Raw genomic sequence first — 19,429 nt, forward strand, 5'->3', positions numbered from 1 at the left:
TTCCGTGAGCACCTTCAAGGCCCCCAAGGGCACCTACGACCTCCTTCCCCCCGACTCGGCGACCTACCTCGCCGTGCGCGAGGCGATCTCCGCGCCGCTCAAGCGGGCCGGCTACGGCTACGTGGAGACCCCCGGCTTCGAGCAGGTCGAGCTGTTCTCCCGCGGCGTCGGCGAGTCCACCGACATCGTGACCAAGGAGATGTACACCCTCACCACCCGCGGCGGCGACCAGCTCGCCCTGCGCCCCGAGGGCACCGCCTCCGTCCTGCGCGCCGCGCTGGAGGCCAACCTGCACAAGGCCGGCAACCTGCCGGTCAAGCTCTGGTACTCCGGCTCGTACTACCGCTACGAGCGCCCCCAGGCCGGCCGCTACCGCCACTTCTCCCAGGTCGGCGCGGAGGCCATCGGCGCGGAGGACCCCGCGCTCGACGCCGAGCTGATCATCCTGGCCGTCGACGCCTACCGCTCGCTCGGCCTGAAGAACTTCCGCCTGCTGCTGAACTCGCTCGGCGACAAGGAATGCCGCCCCGCCTACCGGACCGCCCTGCAGGACTTCCTGCGCGGCCTGGACCTGGACGAGGACACCCGCCGCCGCATCGACATCAACCCCCTGCGCGTCCTCGACGACAAGCGCGACGCCGTCCAGAAGCAGCTCGTCGGCGCCCCCATGCTGCGCGACCACCTGTGCGAGGCGTGCAAGGAGTACCACGAGCAGGTCCGCGAGCTGCTGACCGCCGCCGGTGTGGCCTTCGAGGACGACCCCAAGCTGGTCCGCGGCCTGGACTACTACACCCGTACCACCTTCGAGTTCGTCCACGACGGCCTCGGCTCGCAGTCCGCGGTCGGCGGCGGCGGCCGCTACGACGGCCTCTCCGAGATGATCGGCGGCCCCGCCCTGCCGTCCGTCGGCTGGGCGCTCGGCGTGGACCGCACGGTGCTGGCCCTCAAGGCCGAGGGCATCGAGCTCGAACTGCCCGCGGCCACGCAGGTCTTCGCCGTGCCGCTGGGCGAGGAGGCCCGCCGGGTGCTCTTCGGCACGGTCACCGAGCTGCGCCGGGCCGGCGTCGCCACCGACTTCGCCTTCGGCGGCAAGGGCCTGAAGAACGCCATGAAGTCCGCCAACCGCTCGGGTGCCCGCTTCGCGCTCGTCGCCGGCGAACGGGACCTGGCCGAGGGCGTGGTGCAGCTGAAGGACCTGGAGAGCGGCGAGCAGAAGGCCGTGCCCCTCGACACCGTTGTGAGTGAAGTCCTTTCGGCCCAAGGCTGATTCACAGGCTGCTGGTGCAGAATGGGCGGCAACGGCCTACTGATGGGATCGACAGCACTATGACCACTTCGGCACTCGACCGCTCCGACACCGACGACGCGGGGCCGGACGTCCCCGCCACCGGAGCGGTGGGCGCCAGCCGTGCGTTCGCGTGGTTGCTGGTGATCACCGGTGCCGCCGGGCTGCTGGCCTCGTGGGTCATCACGATCGACAAGCTCAAGATCCTCGAGGCCAAGGTCGCCGGCACCACCTTCACCCCCGGCTGCAGCCTCAACCCCATCGTCTCCTGCGGCAACATCATGGAGAGCGAGCAGGCCAAGGCGTTCGGCTTCCCGAACCCGATGATCGGCCTGGTCGCCTACTCCGTGATCATCGCGGTGGGCATGGGGCTGCTCGCCGGGGCCCGCTACCGCCGCTGGTACTGGCTGGGCATGGAGGCCGGCTGCCTCTTCGGCGTCGGCTTCGTCACATGGCTGCAGTACCAGTCGCTGTACGTCATCGGCTCGCTGTGCCTGTGGTGCTGCCTGGCCTGGGTCGCCACCATCGTCATGTTCTGGTACGTCACGCTGCAGAACGTCCGGCACCGCTTCATCCGGGTGCCCGAGGGCCTGCGCCGCGGCCTGCTGGAGTTCCACTGGGTCGTGCCGGTGCTGTGGATCGGCGTGATCGGCATGCTGATCCTCACCAAGTGGTGGTGGTTCTGGACGGGCGGCACCGCCTGATCCCCGGGCGCCCGACGCCGCCGAGCGGCGGTGTCACAGGCAGGGCTTAGGGTTTCGGTGTGGAGCCCGACCTGTTCACCGCAGCCGCAGAGGACCGCCAGGAGAAGGACCCGGCGGCCAGTCCGCTGGCCGTCCGCATGCGCCCCCGCAACCTCGACGAGGTCGTCGGGCAGGGGCATCTCCTGCGGCCCGGCTCGCCGCTGCGCCGCCTCGTCGGAGAGGGCGGCGGCGGGCCCGCAGGCCCCTCCTCGGTGATCCTGTGGGGCCCGCCCGGCACCGGCAAGACGACCCTGGCCTACGTCGTCAGCCAGGCCACCAACAAGCGCTTCGTGGAGCTCTCCGCGATCACCGCGGGCGTCAAGGAGGTCCGGGCCGTCATCGACGGCGCCCGCCGCGCCTCGGGCGGCTACGGCAAGGAGACCGTCCTCTTCCTCGACGAGATCCACCGCTTCAGCAAGGCCCAGCAGGATTCCCTGCTGCCGGCCGTGGAGAACCGCTGGGTCACCCTCATCGCGGCCACCACGGAGAACCCCTACTTCTCGATCATCTCGCCGCTGCTCTCGCGCTCCCTGCTGCTGACCCTGCAGGCCCTGACCGACGACGACCTGCGCCGCCTGATCCACCGCGCCCTGACCGACGAGCGGGGGCTGGGCGGGGCGGTCACGCTCCCCGAGGACACCGAGGCCCACCTGCTGCGCATCGCCGGCGGGGACGCGCGCCGGGCGCTGACCGCCCTGGAGGCGGGCGCCGGCTCGGCCCTCGCCCAGGGCGAGACGGTGATCACCCTGGAGACGCTGGAGGCCGCGGTCGACCGCGCGGCGGTGAAGTACGACCGCGCCGGTGACCAGCACTACGACGTGGCCAGCGCGCTGATCAAGTCCATCCGCGGCTCCGACGTCGACGCCACGCTGCACTACCTGGCACGCATGATCGAGGCGGGGGAGGACCCGCGGTTCATCGCCCGCCGGCTGATGATCTCCGCCAGCGAGGACATCGGGCTGGCCGACCCCACCGCGCTGCAGACGGCCGTCGCCGGGGCCCAGGCCGTGGCCATGATCGGCTTCCCAGAGGCGCGGATCACCCTGAGCCAGGTCGCGGTGGCGCTGGCCCTGGCCCCGAAGTCCAACGCCGCGTACCTGGCGATCGACGCGGCGCTGGCGGACGTACGGGCGGGCCTGGCCGGCCCCGTCCCCGCGCACCTGCGCGACAGCCACTACAAGGGCGCGCAGAAGCTGGGGCACGGGCAGGGGTACGTCTACCCGCACGACGTGCCGGGCGGGATCGCCGCCCAGCAGTACGCGCCGGATGCGGTGCACGGCAAGCGGTACTACGAGCCGACGCGGTACGGGGCGGAGGCGCGCTACGCGGACGTGGTGGAGCGGGTGCGCTCGCGCCTGCGGGGGGAGCCGCAGGGGGAGTAGCCCCCGCCCCGGCCGCCCCCGCCCCGCCCGCCGGCGTCCCTACAGGCCGGCGGAGGCGAAGAGGCGGTGCATCTCGGTGCGCAGGGCGCGGATGTCGCCCACCGGGTGGGGGAACTCGAAGCGGGCGTCCACGTGGCCGCTGCCGCCCGCGAAGGTGAAGCGCACCCGCAGGCCGAATCGGTCCAGCGCCAGCGGCACCGCCGAGGTGCACCCGGGCATGTCCAGCAGGACGGCCAGCGCCCGTACCTGGTCGTCGTGGCCCACGTGCAGGTGCTGCAGCAGTTCGGCCTCGTACGAGGCCAGCGGGTCGGCCGAGGCGCGGGCGAAGTCCTCGGGGGCGACGGACTGCGCACCCCACAGGTCGTCGACGTACGCTGCGGTCGGCTCCAGCCGCAGGACGCCGTCGGCGCGGGTGAGCCGGCCGGTGATGCGGGCCCGGCCGCGGATGCGGTCGCGTACGGCGACCGGGGCGACGTCGACGAGTTCGAGCACCGCGGTGGTCGCCTCGAGGTGGCCGCCGCCCAGCAGGATCTCGCCGTCCCGGCCCACCGAGCGCGGCTCCAGCACGTGCAGCGGCTCCGCCGCGGGGGCCCCTGGAATCAGCAGGGCCGCGGAGCATGTACTCTGTACGAGAGTTCGTGTGCGTTCGGCTGCTGACGGCATCCGGGCGATCTCAAGTCCGCTGGGACGCGGCTGACCACGATCTGATCGGACCTCCGTCACGTCGACGCCCTCTGGAGCGTCGGATCCCTCTGTGGATCCTTTCGTGCTGTCCGTGATGTGACTGGTGTTCCCCGGACGAGACATGCGATCTCCTTGAGTAAGGTAAGCCTAACCTAACTTATCAACGGAGGTCTGGAGAACGTGCCTAACCAGTCGCGTCCCAAGGTCAAGAAGTCTCGTGCGCTCGGCATTGCGCTGACCCCGAAGGCCGTCAAGTACTTCGAGGCCCGCCCCTACCCGCCGGGCGAGCACGGCCGTGGCCGCAAGCAGAACTCGGACTACAAGGTCCGTCTGCTCGAGAAGCAGCGTCTGCGCGCTCAGTACGACATCAGCGAGAAGCAGATGGCGCGCGCCTACGACCGTGCCAAGAAGGCCGAGGGCAAGACCGGCGAGGCGCTGGTCGTCGAGCTCGAGCGTCGTCTCGACGCCCTGGTCCTGCGTTCGGGCATCGCCCGCACCATCTACCAGGCCCGCCAGATGGTCGTCCACGGCCACCTCGAGGTCAACGGCAAGAAGGTCGACAAGCCGTCCTTCCGCGTCCGTCCGAACGACGTCGTGATGGTCCGCGAGCGCAGCCGCTCCAAGGCCCTCTTCGAGACGGCCCGCGCCGGTGGCTTCGCCGCCGACGGCGAGACCCCGCGCTACCTCCAGGTCAACCTGGCTGCGCTGGCCTTCCGCCTGGACCGCGAGCCGAACCGCAAGGAGATCCCGGTCATCTGCGACGAGCAGCTGGTCGTCGAGTACTACGCCCGCTGACGCGGACGTAGGGACTGCCTTCTTCGCCCTGCCCGCCGACTTCGCCCGCCCCTGTGGCGGCGAGCCGGCGGGCTTGCGCGTTCACGGAGCCGGACGCGTGCGTACGGCCCGGTAATGCGGTACGGGCCGGTGCGCCCGGCGCGATAAGGTCGGTACGACCAGTAGTGACGTGCAACAGCTAGGGAGCGGTGCAGCGTGTCCGGTGGAGAGGTGGCCGGGATCCTCGTGGCCGTCTTCTGGGCGATCCTGGTGTCGTTCATCGCGCTGGCCCTGGTGCGGCTCGCGCAGACGCTGAAGGCCGCCACCCGGCTGGTCTCCGACATCTCCGAGCAGGCCGTACCGCTGCTCGCCGACGCCTCCGCGACCGTCCGCTCGGCGAACCACCAGCTCGCCCGCGTCGACTCGATCACCGCGGACGTCCAGGAGGTCACCGCGAACGCCTCCGCGTTGTCCTCCACCGTCTCCACCGCCTTCGGCGGGCCCCTGGTCAAGGTCGCCGCGTTCAGCTACGGCGTGCGCCGCGCGATCGGCCGCAAGGCCGCGCCCCAGGCACAGCAGCAGAGCACCGTTGTCGCCGGCCGGACGCTCCCGTCCGCCCGGCGCGGCGGCCGCCGTACCCGTGGGAAGGGCTGACCCAGAAATGTTCCGCCGCGCCTTCTGGTTCACCACCGGTGTAGCAGCCGGTGTGTGGGCCACCACCAAGGTCAACCGCAAGCTGGCCAAGCTCACTCCGGAGAGCCTCGCCCTGCAGGCGGCGGACCGGGCGGTCGTCGCCGGCCGCAAGGTCAAGCTCTTCGCACTCGACGTGCGCGACGGCATGGCACACCGTGAAGAGGCGCTCAAGGAGGCGCTCGGCCTGAACGCCGCGCCCCCCGAGCCCCGTGCACTTCCCGAGCAGCGCCGCCTGGTCGCGCTCGAACCGCCCCACCCCCACCACACGCTCACCCGGAAAGAGGACCACTGATGGAGTCGGCTGAAATCCGCAGGCGCTGGCTGCGCTTCTTCGAGGAGCGCGGGCACACCGTCGTGCCGTCGGCGTCGCTCATCGCGGACGACCCGACCCTGCTGCTGGTCAACGCGGGCATGGTGCCCTTCAAGCCGTACTTCCTCGGCGAGGTGAAGCCCTCCTTCAGCCGCGCCACCAGCGTGCAGAAGTGCGTGCGCACGCCGGACATCGAGGAGGTCGGCAAGACCACCCGGCACGGCACGTTCTTCCAGATGTGCGGCAACTTCTCCTTCGGCGACTACTTCAAGGAAGGCGCGATCAAGTACGCCTGGGAGCTGCTGACGACTCCCGTGGCGGACGGCGGCTACGGGCTCGACCCCGAGCGCCTGTGGATCACCGTCTACCTGGACGACGACGAGGCCGAGCGCATCTGGCGCGACGTCGTCGGCGTGCCCGCCCAGCGCATCCAGCGCCTGGGCAAGAAGGAGAACTTCTGGTCCATGGGCGTGCCCGGCCCGTGCGGCCCGTGCTCCGAGATCAACTACGACCGGGGCCCGGAGTTCGGCATCGAGGGCGGCCCGGCCGTCAACGACGAGCGCTACGTGGAGATCTGGAACCTGGTCTTCATGCAGTACGAGCGCGGCGCCGGCGAGGGCAAGGAGGACTTCCCGATCCTCGGCGACCTGCCCGCCCAGAACATCGACACGGGCCTCGGCCTCGAGCGCCTGGCGATGATCCTGCAGGGCGTGCAGAACATGTACGAGACCGACACCCTGCGCGTCGTGATCGACAAGGCCACCGAGCTGACCGGCGTCCGCTACGGCGCCACCAAGGACACCGACGTCTCCCTGCGCGTGGTCGCCGACCACCTGCGCACCTCGACGATGCTCATCGGCGACGGCGTCACCCCCGGCAACGAGGGCCGCGGCTACGTGCTGCGCCGCATCATGCGCCGCGCCATCCGCAACATGCGCATGCTGGGCGCCACCGGCCCGGTCGTCGCCGAGCTGCTCGACGTCGTCATCCGCACGATGGGCCAGCAGTACCCGGAGCTGATCACCGACCGCTCGCGCATCGAGACCGTCGCGCTCGCGGAGGAGGCCGCCTTCCTCAAGACGCTGAAGGCCGGCACCAACATCCTCGACACCGCCGTCACCGAGACCAAGGCCGCCGGCGGCACGGTCCTCGCCGGCGACAAGGCGTTCCTGCTCCACGACACCTGGGGCTTCCCGATCGACCTCACCCTCGAGATGGCCGCCGAGCAGGGCCTGAAGGTGGACGAGGACGGCTTCCGCCGCCTGATGAAGGAGCAGCGGGAGCGGGCCAAGGCCGACGCCAAGGCCAAGAAGACCGGCCACGCCGACCTGTCCGCCTACCGTGAGGTGGCCGACACCGCCGGCGCCACCGACTTCACCGGCTACACCCTCACCGAGGGCGAGTCGACCGTCGTCGGGCTGCTCGTCGACGGCCTGCCCTCGCCGGCCGCCTCCGAGGGCGACGAGGTCGAGGTCGTCCTCGACCGCACCCCCTTCTACGCCGAGGGCGGCGGCCAGCTCGCCGACACCGGCCGCATCAAGCTGGACAACGGCGCCGTCATCGAGGTCCGCGACGTGCAGAAGCCCGTCCCGGGCGTCCACGTCCACAAGGGTGTCGTCCAGGTCGGCGAGGTCACCGTCGGTGCCTCCGCCCACGCCGCGATCGACGTCCGGCGTCGCCGCGCCATCGCCCGCGCCCACAGCGCCACCCACCTCACCCACCAGGCGCTGCGCGACGCGCTGGGCCCGACGGCCGCCCAGGCCGGTTCGGAGAACTCCCCGGGCCGCTTCCGCTTCGACTTCGGCTCGCCGACCGCCGTGCCCGGCAGCGTGCTGACCGACGTCGAGCAGCGCATCAACGAGGTCCTCTCCCGCGAGCTGGACGTCCAGGCCGAGGTGATGAGCCTGGAGGACGCCAAGAAGCAGGGCGCCATCGCCGAGTTCGGCGAGAAGTACGGCGAGCGCGTGCGCGTGGTGACCATCGGCGACTTCTCCAAGGAGCTGTGCGGCGGCACGCACGTGCACAACACCGCCCAGCTGGGTCTGGTCAAGCTGCTGGGCGAGTCCTCCATCGGCTCCGGCGTGCGCCGTGTCGAGGCCCTCGTCGGTGCCGACGCCTACAACTTCCTGGCCAAGGAGCACACGGTCGTCGCCCAGCTCACCGAGCTGGTCAAGGGCCGCCCGGAGGAGCTGCCGGAGAAGATCTCGGGCATGCTCGCCAAGCTCAAGGAGGCCGAGAAGGAGATCGAGCGCTTCCGCGCCGAGAAGGTCCTGCAGGCCGCGGCCGGCCTGGCCGAGGGCGCCAAGGACATCCACGGCATCGCCTTCGTCGCGGGCAGGGTGCCGGACGGCACGGGCGCCGACGACCTGCGCAAGCTGGTGCTGGACGTGCGCGGACGCATCACCGGCGGCCGCCCGGCCGTCGTGGCCCTGTTCACTGTGGCGAACGGCCGTCCGCTGACCGTCATCGCCACCAACGAGGTCGCTCGCGAGCGCGGCCTGAAGGCCGGCGAGCTGGTCCGCACCGCGGCCAAGACCCTCGGCGGCGGTGGCGGCGGCAAGCCGGACGTCGCCCAGGGCGGCGGTCAGAACCCCGAGGCCGTCGACGAGGCGATCGCCGCCGTCGAGCGCCTCGTCGCGGAAGCGGCCTGAGGCCGTGCGACGCGGCAGGCGCATCGCCGTGGACGTCGGGGACGCCCGGATCGGGGTCGCCTCGTGCGACCCCGACGGGATCCTCGCCACCCCGGTCGAGACCGTGCCCGGACGCGACATCCCGCAGGCCCACAAGCGGCTGGTGGCGATCGTCGCGGAGTACGAGCCCCTTGAGGTCGTCGTCGGTCTGCCCCGCTCCCTCAAGGGGGGAGAGGGGCCGGCCGCGGCCAAGGTCCGCACGTTCGCCAAGGAGATGGCCCGGCGCATCGCGCCGGTGCCCGTCCGGCTGGTCGACGAGCGGATGACGACGGTCACCGCGACCCAGGGGCTGCGTGCCTCGGGCGTCAGCTCGAAGAAGGGGCGCTCGGTCGTCGACCAGGCGGCCGCCGTGGTGATCCTGCAGAACGCCCTGGAGACCGAGAAGGTCTCCGGGCGTCCGCCGGGGGAGACCGTCGAAGTGGTCATCTGATCGCAATACGGTAACGTTCCGCGCGACATGGCAGCTGTTCGAATGTCTTCCGGGCAGGACCAGGCATCGGACTCTCGCGCTCACCGAGCGCTCAACGGCTGCCGCTGTGCGGCTCTAGGGGACAGATGACTGAGTACGGCCGGGGTTCCGGCTCCCAACCGTGGCACCCCGAGGATCCCCTGTACGGGGACCAGGGGTACCACGGGCAGCAGTACGGGCAGCAGCCGGCGCAGCCCCACCACCCCGGCCCGCAGCAGCAGTACGGCGGCTGGGACTCCTCGCACGGCGCGGGGGGTCCCTACCCCGCCGGCCACGGCGACCCGTACGCGAGCCACGGCGGCAACACCACCACCTACGGCGGCCAGCAGGGCGCCTATTACGACCAGGCGAACCCGGGCGGGCAGCCCGGCGGTTACCCCCAGCAGCACATGCCTCAGCAGCACATCCCCCAGCAGCCGCACGCCCCCCAGCAGGCCCACGCGCCCCAGCAGGGCCATGCGCCCCAGCAGCCGTACGCCGGGGAACAGCACGGCCCGCACGACACCGGGGCGCACCCGGCGCCGGTCCCGCCCGCGCAGGAGCCCTGGCACACCGAGCCCGGCGAGGAGCGGATCTCCCTCTTCGACGACCCCGTCGACGAGCCGGCGCCCGGCGACGAGCCGGAGCCCGCCGCCGAGGAGCGCGGCCGCGAGCGCCGCGGCAAGGGCAAGGGACGCGACAAGGGGCGCGAGAAGAAGAACAAGCGCCGCAGCGGTACCGCCTGCCTGCTGGTCGCCGTGGTCCTCGTCGGTGGCGTGGGCGGTGGCGGCTACCTCGCCTACGACTACTGGCAGACCCACTACGGCGCCGCGCCCGACTACGACGGCGAGGGCACCGGCCAGGTCCAGGTCGAGATCCCCAAGGGCGCCTCCCTGACCCAGATGGGCCAGGTCCTTCAGAAGGCCGGCGTGGTCAAGAGCGTCGGCGCCTTCACCGAGGCGGCGGCCAAGGCGTCCATCCAGCCGGGCACGTACAGCCTGCACAAGGAGATGTCCGGCAAGGCGGCCGTCGCGATGATGACGAACTCCGCCAACTTCCTCGTCATCGCCGAGGGCCTGCGCGCCGGCGAGGTCTACGCGACGATCGACAAGAAGCTGGGAATCCCGGCGGGCACCACCAAGAACGTCGCCCGCAGCCAGGCGAAGAACCTCGGCCTGCCCGACTGGGCGGGCAGCGGCGGCGAGTCCAGTATCAAGGACCCCCTGGAGGGCTTCCTCTTCCCCTCGCAGTACAGCGCGGGCAAGGGCACCAAGCCGGAGGACGTCCTGCGCCAGATGGTCGCCCGGGCCAAGGAGAACTACGACAAGCAGGACGTCGTCGGCAAGGCCCAGCAGCTCGGCCTGAAGTCGCCGCTGCAGGTGATCACCGTCGCCAGCCTCGTCCAGGCCGAGGGCCGCTACAAGCACGACTTCGACAAGGTCTCCCGCGTCATCTACAACCGGCTCAAGCCGGACAACAAGGAGACCTACGGCCTGCTCGACTTCGACTCCACGGTCAACTACGCCAAGAACACCAGCACGCTGGACACCGGCGCCGTCAGCGACCTGCGGAAGTTCAACGACCCGTACAACACGTACAAGATCAAGGGCCTGCCCCCCGGCCCCATCGACAACCCGGGCCTGGAGGCGCTGACGTCCGCCCTCAACCCGGCGGCCGGCCCCTGGTACTACTTCGTGTCGATCAACGAGAACGAGACGCTGTTCGCCGTGACCAACGAGGAGCACAACAAGAACCGGCAGCGCTACGAGCAGGAGAGCAAGCAGAAGAAGGCGGCCGGCCGATGACCGCCCGGCGCCGGGCCGCCGTTCTCGGCTCGCCCATCGCGCACTCGCTCTCGCCCGTGCTGCACCGCGCCGCCTACGCGGAGCTGGGCCTGACGCAGTGGACGTACGACCGGTTCGAGGTGGACGAGGCCGCCCTGCCCTGCTTCGTCGAGACGCTCGACGACAGCTGGGCCGGGCTGTCGCTGACCATGCCCCTCAAGCGGGCCGTCATCCCCCTGCTCGACGAGATCAGCCCCACCGCCGAGGCCGTCGAGGCGGTCAACACCCTGGTGCTGACCGGTGACGGCCGGCGTCTGGGCGAGAACACCGACATCCCCGGCCTGATCGCGGCCCTGCGCGAGCGGGGCGTGGAGAAGGTGGAGTCCGCCGCCGTCCTCGGCGCCGGCGCCACCGCCTCCTCCGCGCTCGCCGCCCTCGCCCGCATCTGCACCGGCGAGGTCACCGCGTACGTCCGCAGCCCCGAGCGCGCCGCCGAGATGCGGCACTGGGGCGAGCGGCTCGGCGTGCCCGTCCGCACGGCGGACTGGTCCCGCGCCGCCGAGGCCCTGGGCGCCCCGCTGGTCGTCTCCACCACGCCGGCCGGGGCCACCGACGCCCTGGCCGCGGCCGTGCCCGAGCGGCCCGGGACGCTCTTCGACGTGCTGTACGAGCCCTGGCCCACCCCGCTGGCCGCCGCCTGGAGCGCCCGCGGCGGCGCCGTCCTGGGCGGCCTGGACCTCCTGGTGCACCAGGCCGTGCTGCAGGTCGAGCTCATGACCGGCCGCGCCCCGGCCCCCCTGGCCGCCATGCGCGCCGCCGGCGAGGCGGCGCTGGCCGCCCGCGGGACCTGACGGATCCTGCTGCGGACGCCCGCATTCCGTACCGATCCGTCCGTACCGTGGACCTGTGCCGGGACCACCGGCGGCTCGTGGGAGGATCGGAGCGAGCATTTCGCATGGCCATGGCTACTGAGGAGCACCGTTGAGCAGGATGCGCTGGCTGACCGCGGGGGAGTCGCACGGCCCCGCACTGGTTGCGACGCTGGAGGGTCTGCCCGCCGGCGTGCCGATCACCACGGAGATGGTGGCGGACCACCTGGCGCGGCGGCGACTGGGCTATGGCCGCGGTGCCCGGATGAAGTTCGAGCGCGACGAGGTCACCTTCCTCGGCGGCGTCCGGCACGGCCTGTCCATGGGCTCGCCCGTCGCGGTCATGGTGGGCAACACCGAGTGGCCCAAGTGGGAACAGGTCATGGCCGCCGACCCGGTGGACCCGGCCGAGCTCGCCGAGCTCGCCCGCAACGCCCCGCTGACGCGCCCCCGCCCCGGCCACGCCGACCTCGCCGGCATGCAGAAGTACGGTTTCGACGAGGCCCGCCCCGTCCTGGAGCGCGCCTCCGCCCGGGAGACCGCCGCCCGCGTCGCGCTCGGCGCCGTGGCCCGCTCCTTCCTGAAGGAGACGGCCGGCATCGAGATCGTCTCCCACGTCGTCGAGCTCGCCTCCGCCAAGGCCCCCTACGGCGTGTACCCCACGCCCGCCGACGTCGAGCGGCTGGACGCCGACCCGGTGCGCTGCCTCGACCAGGACGCGAGCAAGGCGATGGTCGCCGAGATCGACCAGGCCCACAAGGACGGCGACACCCTCGGTGGCGTCGTCGAGGTCCTCGCCTACGGCGTCCCCGTGGGCCTGGGTTCGCACGTCCACTGGGACCGCCGCCTGGACGCGCGCCTCGCGGCCGCGCTGATGGGCATTCAGGCGATCAAGGGCGTCGAGGTCGGCGACGGCTTCGAGCTGGCCCGCGTGCCCGGGTCCAAGGCGCACGACGAGATCGTCCCCACCGAGGACGGCATCCGCCGCGCCTCCGGCCGCTCCGGCGGCACCGAGGGCGGTCTGACCACGGGCGAGCTGCTGCGCGTCCGCGCCGCCATGAAGCCCATCGCCACCGTCCCGCGCGCCCTGCGCACCGTGGACGTCACCACCGGCGAGCCGGCCGCGGCCCACCACCAGCGCTCCGACGTGTGCGCCGTGCCGGCCGCGGGCATCGTCGCCGAGGCCATGGTCGCGCTCGTCCTGGCCGACGCGGTGGTCGAGAAGTTCGGCGGCGACTCCGTCGCCGAGACCCGCCGCAACATCCGCGGCTACCTCGAGAACCTGGCCATCAAGTGACCCCGCCCCTCGTCGTCCTGGTGGGCCCGCCCGGCGCGGGCAAGTCCACCATCGGCGCCCTGCTCGCCGAGCGGCTGGGCACCGGCTACCGGGACACCGACGCCGACATCGAGGCAGCCGCGGGCAAGCCCATCCCGGAGATCTTCATCGACGAGGGCGAGCCGCACTTTCGCGCACTGGAGCGGCAGGCCGTGCGCGCCGCCGTGGCCGAGCACCCCGGCGTGCTCGCCCTCGGCGGCGGCGCCGTCATGGACGAGGGAACCCGGGCCCTGCTCAAGGGCCTGCCCGTGGTCTTCCTCGACGTCGACCTGGCCGACGCGGTGCGCCGCGTCGGCCTGGACGCGCCGCGCCCGCTGCTGGCCGTCAACCCGCGCAAGCGCTGGCGCGAGCTGATGGAGCAGCGCCGGCCGCTGTACACCGAGGTGGCCGCCGCCGTCGTCACCACCGGCGGCCGCACCCCGGACGAGGTCGCCGACGCCGTCACCGAGGCGCTGGCGCTGCGGCCCGCGCCCACCACCGACACCACTGACTCCCCGCAGTGAGGAACGCATGACCGACGCCCCCACCCGCATCCAGGTCGCCGGCAGCGCGGGCACCGACCCGTACGAGGTCCTGGTCGGCCACCAGCTCCTCGGTGAGCTGCCCGGGCTGATCGGGCCGCAGGCCAGGCGCGTGGCCGTGCTGCACCCCGAGGCCCTCGCCGCCACCGGCGAGGCGCTGCGCGAGGACCTTGCCGCGCAGGGCTACGAGACGATCGCGATCCAGCTGCCCAACGCCGAGGAGGCCAAGACCGCCGAGGTCGCCGCCTACTGCTGGAAGGCGCTGGGCCAGTCCACGTTCACCCGCACCGACGTCATCGTCGGCGTGGGCGGCGGCGCCACCACCGACCTCGCCGGCTTCGTGGCCGCCACCTGGCTGCGGGGCGTGCGCTGGATCGCGGTGCCGACGACCGTTCTGGGCATGGTCGACGCCGCCGTCGGCGGCAAGACCGGCATCAACACCGCCGAGGGCAAGAACCTCGTCGGCGCCTTCCACCCGCCCGCCGGCGTGCTGTGCGACCTGGCCGCGCTGGAGTCGCTGCCCGTCAACGACTACGTCAGCGGCCTCGCCGAGATCATCAAGGCCGGCTTCATCGCCGACCCGGTCATCCTCGACCTCGTCGAGGCCGACCCGCAGGCCGCCCGCACGCCGCACGGCCCGCACACCGCCGAGCTCATCGAGCGGGCGATCCGGGTCAAGGCCGAGGTCGTCTCGGGCGACCTCAAGGAGTCCGGCCGCCGCGAGATCCTCAACTACGGCCACACCCTCGCCCACGCCATCGAGAAGAACGAGCGCTACAACTGGCGCCACGGCGCAGCCGTGGCCGTCGGCATGGTCTTCGCCGCCGAACTCGGCCGCATCGCCGGGCGCCTGGACGACGCGACCGCCGACCGGCACCGGGCCGTCCTCGCATCCGTCGGCCTGCCGGTGACCTACCGCGGCGACCAGTGGCCCCGGCTGCTGGAGACCATGAAGGTCGACAAGAAGTCGCGCGGCGACCGCCTGCGCTTCATCGTCCTCGACGGCCTGGCCAAGCCCACCGTGCTGGAGGGGCCGGACCCGGCCATGCTGCTGGCCGCGCACGCGGAGATCGCGGCGTGAGCGCGCGCCGTGTTCTCGTCCTCAACGGCCCCAACCTCGGGCGCCTCGGCTCCCGCGAGCCGGACGTCTACGGCTCGACGTCCTACAAGGGACTGGTCGAGGAGTGCGCCCGGCTCGGCGCCGAGCTCGGCTTCGAGGTCGAGGTGCGCGAGACCAACGACGAGGGCGAGCTGGTGCGCTGGCTCCACGAGGCGGCCGACGGCCGCCTGCCGGTCGTCATCAACCCCGGGGCGTTCACGCACTATTCGTACGCGATGCGGGACGCCGCGGCGCAGCGCACGGCACCGCTGATCGAGGTGCACATCTCGAACCCCTACGCCCGGGAGGAGTTCCGTCACACGTCGGTGATCGCGGCGGTGGCGAGCGGTACGGTGGCGGGATTCGGGATCGGCTCCTACCGGCTCGCGCTGCGCGCGCTGGCGGAGGAACTCGCCGCCTGACGCACTCGTTGTCCTCGAACGCCGGACGGGCTGAATTCAGCACGTCCGGCGTTTTGAGGACCGGGTCCGGGGCGGAGCCCCGGGAAACGAACCACCCGCACGAAAACGGAGCGTGCCACAGAGATGCAGCAGCCCGTGGGGCCGCCGTTGCCTCCCGCCCATCCTCCGATGCCGGCCGTGCCGCCGGCGGACGCGACCACCGCCGCCGTGGCGGTGCTGCTCATCGGGCCCGCCGGAGCGGGCAAGACGACCGTCGCCCGGTACTGGGCGGACACCCGCCGGGTGCCGACGGCCCACATCAGCCTGGACGACGTCCGCGAGTGGGTGCGCTCCGGCTTCGCCGACCCGCAGTCGGGCTGGAACGAGCACTCCGAGGCGCAGTACCGCCTGGCCCGCCGCACCTGCGGCTTCGCCGCCCGCAATTTCCTCGCCAACGGCATCTCCTGCATCATCGACGACGCCGTCTTCCCCGACTGGCCGGCCGTCGGCCTCGGTGGCTGGAAGCGGCACGTGGGCCCGGGCCTGCTGCCGGTGGTGCTGCTGCCGGGTCTGGAGGTCGTGCTGGAGCGCAATGCGGAGCGCAGCGGCAATCGCCGCCTCGGCGACGAGGAGGTCGCCCGGATCCACGGCCGCATGGCCGGCTGGTACGGCTCGGGGCTGCCGATCATCGACAATTCGCAGCAGGACGTCGCCACCACGGCCCGGCTGATCGACGAGGTCGTGGCCCGGGCGCTGACCACCTGGTAACCGCTCGTCCGGAGGCGCTGGAGGAGCCGGAAGGCGCCGCCGAACGTACGCTCGGAGGCATGTCCGAGGTGTACGCGGCCCGGCGCGCCCGGCTGCGCGAGCGGTGTGCCGCGGGCGGCAGCGAGGCCGCCCTGGTCACCGGCGGCGCCAATGTCCGGTATCTGACGGGCGGCGCTCCGCCCGGTGCCGCGCTGCTCCTCGTTCCCGGCCACGACGTGCTGGTGTGCGCGGGGGACCCGTTCGCCGACGTCACGGGTGCCGGCAGGCCCGCCGACGACCTGCCCGTCCTGGTGCTGCCCTCGCCGGAGGGCGATCCGGCGGTGGCCGCCGCCGAGCGCGCGGTGGAGACCGGGGTGCGGTCGCTGGCCGTTGAGGAGCATCACCTGACCGTCTCCCGGCATCGCGCCGTGGTCTCCGTGGCGGCCCGGACGCGCCTGGTGGACCTGGGGCCGGCCGTGGAGCAGCAGCGGGTGGTCAAGGACGACGAGGAGATCTCCTCCCTGCGCATCGCGGCGGAGATCGCCGACCAGGCGCTCGGTGAGCTGCTGGAGTCGATCCTGGTGGGCCGCACGGAGCGGCACCTGGCCCTGGAGCTGGAGCGCCGGCTGATCGACCACGGTGCGGACGGGGCGGCCTTCGCCACCTCGGTGGGCAGCGGCCCGCACTCCGGGCGGTGCGGCCACGTGCCCACCGACCGCAGGGTGGAGGAGGGGGATTTCCTGAGCGTCTGCCTGGGGGCGGACTATCGTGGATACCGGAGCGAGATCGCTCGTACGTTCGTCATCGGCGCCTCGCCGGCGGACTGGCAGATCGAGCTGTACGAGCAGGTCTTCGCCGCCCAGCGCGCGGGCCGCGAGGCCCTGGTGCCGGGCGCGGCCTACCGGGATGTGGACCGCGCGGCGCGTACCGTGCTGGAGGCCGCGGGCCACGGGGAGCGCGTGGGGCCCCGCATCGGCCACGGCGTGGGACTCGAAAACGACGAGGACCCTCGGCTGGCACCGTCGGCCATGGGTAAACTGGACGCTTGCGTGCCGGTCACCGTAGATCCGGGAGTCCACCTCCCGGGGCGGGGCGGCGTCCGGATCGATGACACGCTCGTCGTCCGCCCCGAGGCGGACGGCGGACCCGAGCTACTCACCATCACGACCAAAGAGCTGCTCGCGCTCTAGCGGGGCGCACCGCACTTTCTGGTTCCACCAGTCCAGGAGATTCCGCAACCGTGGCATCCACGAACGACCTCAAGAACGGCATGGTGCTCAAGCTCGAAGGCGGCCAGCTCTGGTCCGTCGTCGAGTTCCAGCACGTCAAGCCCGGCAAGGGCCCCGCCTTCGTCCGTACGAAGCTGAAGAACGTGCTCTCCGGCAAGGTCGTCGACAAGACCTTCAACGCCGGCGTCAAGGTCGAGACGGCCAACGTCGACAAGCGCGGTATGCAGTTCTCGTACATGGACGGCGACTACTTCGTGTTCATGGACATGGACACGTACGACCAGCTGCACATCGACCGCAAGACCGTCGGTGACGCCGCCAACTTCCTGATCGAGGGCTTCGAGGCCGTCGTCGCGCAGAACGAGGGCTCCGTCCTCTACGTCGAGCTCCCCGCCGCGGTCGAGCTGACCATCCAGCACACCGAGCCGGGCGTCCAGGGCGACCGCTCCACCGGTGGCTCGAAGCCCGCCACGCTGGAGACCGGCTACGAGATCCAGGTTCCGCTCTTCATCACCACGGGTGAGAAGATCAAGGTCGACACCCGTACCGGTGATTACCTCGGCCGGGTGAACAGCTAACCGTGTCCGCCCGTAGCAAGGCCCGTAAGCGCGCCTTCCAGATCCTCTTCGAGGCCGACCAGCGGGGCAGCGCCGTGCGGGACGTCCTCGCGGACTGGATCCGGCACGCGCGGTCCGACGAGCGCCAGCCGCCGGTGAACCCGTACACGATGCAGCTGGTCGAGGGGTACGCCGAGCGCGCCGCCCGCATCGACGAGCTGATCGCCACCTACGCGATCGACTGGGACCTGGACCGGATGCCGGCCGCGGACCGCAGCATCGTGCGGCTCGGCGCGTACGAGCTGATCTGGGAGGACGAGACCCCGGACGCGGTGGCGATCGACGAGGCCGTGCAGCTCGCCAAGGAGTTCTCGACCGACGAATCGCCCGCCTTCGTCAACGGTCTCCTCGGCCGCTTCAAGGAGCTCAAGCCGAGCCTGCGGCGCGAGGGCAGCTGACCTTCGCGCGCACGTCGCACACAGACCAACGCCGTGGGGCGGGAAACCGGATGGTTTCCCGCCCCACGGCGTTGGTGTGTCCTATGAGAAGCCGGAAATCAGGCGTCCTCGTGCTGGACGGCGCGACGCGCGTCGGCGTCGAGCACACCCCAGCTGATCAGCTGCTCGGTGAGCACCGAGGGCGACTGGTCGTAGATCACGGCAAGGGTGCGCAGGTCGTCCTGGCGGATCGAGAGCACCTTGCCGTTGTAGTCGCCGCGCTGGCTCTGGATCGTGGCGGCGTAACGCTGCAGGGGGCCCGCCTTCTCGGCCGGGACGTGGGCGAGCCGCTCCAGGTCCAGGACCAGCTTCGGCGGGGGCTCGGCGGCGCCGCCGGGCGTGGTGCCGGGCAGCAGCTCCTGCACGGGCACGCCGTAGAAGTCGGCCAGCTCGGCAAGACGCTGCACGGTCACGGCACGGTCGCCGCGCTCGTACGAGCCCACTACCACGGCCTTCCAGCGACCCTGGGACTTCTCCTCGACGCCATGGAGGGAGAGGCCCTGCTGGGTGCGGATGGCGCGGAGCTTGGCCCCGAGCTGTTTGGCGTATTCGCTGGACATAAAGCTCCCCGGACGCTGTATCGACGAGCGGCGCATCCTCTGCGACTGCCGCGTGTCTGGTAACTCACTGTGAGGTTACGCAGCGTAATCTCGGTTCGTCAAGCCGAATGAGGCATACCCTCGGCCGTCAGGGGGTGGGTCGGTCGCCCGCCGCTACTCCTGGTACGGTGAATCCGTAAACCCGACGTCCTTTAAAGTCCGTCCCGTGAGGCGGAGAAGGAGGTCCGTTTCGCATGGACGCAATGAACAGCGCACGTCCCGTGCTGGAAGCACCGGACATCGCACGGGTCCTCACCCGTATCGCGCACGAGATCGTCGAACGCGCCAAGGGCGCCGACGACGTCGTACTCCTCGGCATTCCCACCCGCGGCGTCTCCCTCGCCCGCCGGCTGGCCGCCAAGCTCGAGGACATCACCGGATCCAAGATCCCGGTCGGCTCCCTCGACATCACCATGTACCGCGACGACCTGCGGCTGCGCCCCGCCCGTGCGCTCGCGCGCACCGAGATCCCCGGTGAGGGCATCGACGGCCGCCTGGTGATCCTCGTCGACGACGTGCTCTTCTCCGGACGCACCATCCGTGCCGCCCTCGACGCGATGAACGACATCGGCCGCCCCCGCGCGGTCCAGCTCGCCGTCCTCGTCGACCGCGGCCACCGCGAGCTGCCCATCCGTGCCGACTACGTCGGCAAGAACCTCCCCACCTCGCTGCGGGAGACGGTCAAGGTCCAGCTCACCGAGGAGGACGGCCGCGACAGCGTGCTCCTCGGCGCCGGCCCGGAACAGCCCGCCGACGGGCAGTGACGCCGCACCTCCACGGT

General features: G+C 71.8%; 21 protein-coding genes. 19 read left to right on the forward strand and 2 right to left on the reverse strand.

Annotation, left to right across the window (positions count from 1 at the left end):
- The first annotated feature begins 4 nt into the window (after positions 1–4).
- Genes hisS through AC27L3_RS06440 form a run of 3 tightly spaced genes read left to right on the forward strand, consistent with a single transcriptional unit; the run spans position 5 to position 3,410 of the window.
- On the forward strand, positions 5–1,267 hold the full coding sequence (gene hisS / locus AC27L3_RS06430; RefSeq protein WP_487233036.1) for a histidine--tRNA ligase: 1,263 nt from the start codon (positions 5–7) through the stop codon (positions 1,265–1,267).
- A 59-nt stretch (positions 1,268–1,326) separates the two neighbouring features.
- Positions 1,327–1,989: a vitamin K epoxide reductase family protein gene (locus AC27L3_RS06435; protein ID WP_487233037.1), complete on the forward strand. Its 663-nt coding sequence runs from the start codon at positions 1,327–1,329 to the stop codon at positions 1,987–1,989.
- Between the two features lie 59 nt (positions 1,990–2,048).
- A complete protein-coding gene (locus AC27L3_RS06440; RefSeq protein ID WP_487233038.1) occupies positions 2,049–3,410 on the forward strand; it encodes a replication-associated recombination protein A in 1,362 nt (453 codons plus the stop codon).
- A 39-nt stretch (positions 3,411–3,449) separates the two neighbouring features.
- Here AC27L3_RS06440 and AC27L3_RS06445 read toward each other — a convergent pair whose 3' ends face one another.
- Positions 3,450–4,073, reverse strand: coding sequence for a DUF2470 domain-containing protein (locus tag AC27L3_RS06445; protein WP_487233039.1), 624 nt, complete (start codon positions 4,071–4,073; stop codon positions 3,450–3,452).
- A gap of 201 nt (positions 4,074–4,274) precedes the next feature.
- On the opposite strand from AC27L3_RS06445, the gene rpsD reads away from it, so the two are divergent.
- From rpsD to nusB, 15 genes are all read left to right on the forward strand, one after another.
- Positions 4,275–4,889 carry a 30S ribosomal protein S4 gene (rpsD, locus tag AC27L3_RS06450; RefSeq protein WP_344434122.1) on the forward strand — a complete coding sequence of 205 codons (615 nt, stop codon included), beginning with the start codon at positions 4,275–4,277 and terminating at the stop codon, positions 4,887–4,889.
- A gap of 195 nt (positions 4,890–5,084) precedes the next feature.
- Positions 5,085–5,522, forward strand: a complete 438-nt coding sequence (locus tag AC27L3_RS06455) for a DUF948 domain-containing protein (RefSeq protein WP_487233040.1) — start codon at positions 5,085–5,087, stop codon at positions 5,520–5,522.
- Positions 5,523–5,529: 7 nt separating this feature from the next.
- Positions 5,530–5,853 carry a DUF6167 family protein gene (locus AC27L3_RS06460; protein WP_344434120.1) on the forward strand — a complete coding sequence of 108 codons (324 nt, stop codon included), beginning with the start codon at positions 5,530–5,532 and terminating at the stop codon, positions 5,851–5,853.
- Positions 5,853–8,522: an alanine--tRNA ligase gene (gene alaS / locus AC27L3_RS06465; protein WP_487233041.1), complete on the forward strand. Its 2,670-nt coding sequence runs from the start codon at positions 5,853–5,855 to the stop codon at positions 8,520–8,522. The genes AC27L3_RS06460 and alaS overlap by 1 nt, the downstream gene beginning before the upstream one ends.
- A gap of 4 nt (positions 8,523–8,526) precedes the next feature.
- Positions 8,527–8,991: a Holliday junction resolvase RuvX gene (gene ruvX / locus AC27L3_RS06470; RefSeq protein ID WP_344434118.1), complete on the forward strand. Its 465-nt coding sequence runs from the start codon at positions 8,527–8,529 to the stop codon at positions 8,989–8,991.
- A gap of 125 nt (positions 8,992–9,116) precedes the next feature.
- Positions 9,117–10,814 carry an endolytic transglycosylase MltG gene (gene mltG, locus AC27L3_RS06475; RefSeq protein WP_487233042.1) on the forward strand — a complete coding sequence of 566 codons (1,698 nt, stop codon included), beginning with the start codon at positions 9,117–9,119 and terminating at the stop codon, positions 10,812–10,814.
- Positions 10,811–11,644, forward strand: a complete 834-nt coding sequence (locus AC27L3_RS06480; RefSeq protein WP_487233043.1) for a shikimate dehydrogenase — start codon at positions 10,811–10,813, stop codon at positions 11,642–11,644. The genes mltG and AC27L3_RS06480 overlap by 4 nt, the downstream gene beginning before the upstream one ends.
- A 130-nt stretch (positions 11,645–11,774) precedes the next feature.
- Complete coding sequence (gene aroC, locus AC27L3_RS06485; protein ID WP_487233044.1) at positions 11,775–12,959, forward strand: chorismate synthase; 1,185 nt, start codon at positions 11,775–11,777, stop codon at positions 12,957–12,959.
- On the forward strand, positions 12,956–13,501 hold the full coding sequence (locus AC27L3_RS06490; protein ID WP_487233045.1) for a shikimate kinase: 546 nt from the start codon (positions 12,956–12,958) through the stop codon (positions 13,499–13,501). The genes aroC and AC27L3_RS06490 overlap by 4 nt, the downstream gene beginning before the upstream one ends.
- 7 nt (positions 13,502–13,508) lie before the next feature.
- Complete coding sequence (aroB, locus tag AC27L3_RS06495; RefSeq protein WP_487233046.1) at positions 13,509–14,600, forward strand: 3-dehydroquinate synthase; 1,092 nt, start codon at positions 13,509–13,511, stop codon at positions 14,598–14,600.
- On the forward strand, positions 14,597–15,040 hold the full coding sequence (aroQ, locus tag AC27L3_RS06500; RefSeq protein WP_487233047.1) for a type II 3-dehydroquinate dehydratase: 444 nt from the start codon (positions 14,597–14,599) through the stop codon (positions 15,038–15,040). The genes aroB and aroQ overlap by 4 nt, the downstream gene beginning before the upstream one ends.
- Positions 15,041–15,163: 123 nt before the next feature.
- Positions 15,164–15,787, forward strand: coding sequence for an AAA family ATPase (locus AC27L3_RS06505; protein WP_344434110.1), 624 nt, complete (start codon positions 15,164–15,166; stop codon positions 15,785–15,787).
- A 59-nt stretch (positions 15,788–15,846) separates the two neighbouring features.
- Positions 15,847–16,956, forward strand: a complete 1,110-nt coding sequence (locus tag AC27L3_RS06510) for a M24 family metallopeptidase (RefSeq protein WP_487233048.1) — start codon at positions 15,847–15,849, stop codon at positions 16,954–16,956.
- Between the two features lie 50 nt (positions 16,957–17,006).
- Positions 17,007–17,573 carry an elongation factor P gene (gene efp, locus AC27L3_RS06515; protein WP_487233049.1) on the forward strand — a complete coding sequence of 189 codons (567 nt, stop codon included), beginning with the start codon at positions 17,007–17,009 and terminating at the stop codon, positions 17,571–17,573.
- 2 nt (positions 17,574–17,575) lie between these two features.
- Positions 17,576–18,010, forward strand: coding sequence for a transcription antitermination factor NusB (nusB, locus tag AC27L3_RS06520; protein ID WP_487233050.1), 435 nt, complete (start codon positions 17,576–17,578; stop codon positions 18,008–18,010).
- Positions 18,011–18,108: 98 nt separating this feature from the next.
- Here nusB and bldD read toward each other — a convergent pair whose 3' ends face one another.
- The gene (gene bldD / locus AC27L3_RS06525; protein WP_004948690.1) at positions 18,109–18,609 is read right to left on the reverse strand and encodes a transcriptional regulator BldD; all 501 of its coding nucleotides are present in this window, start codon (positions 18,607–18,609) and stop codon (positions 18,109–18,111) included.
- A 233-nt stretch (positions 18,610–18,842) separates the two neighbouring features.
- Between bldD and pyrR the strand changes: the two genes are divergently transcribed.
- Positions 18,843–19,412 carry a bifunctional pyr operon transcriptional regulator/uracil phosphoribosyltransferase PyrR gene (pyrR, locus tag AC27L3_RS06530; protein WP_344434105.1) on the forward strand — a complete coding sequence of 190 codons (570 nt, stop codon included), beginning with the start codon at positions 18,843–18,845 and terminating at the stop codon, positions 19,410–19,412.
- Positions 19,413–19,429: the final 17 nt, after the last annotated feature.

The organism is Streptomyces sp. PKA51 (genome assembly GCF_057552455.1).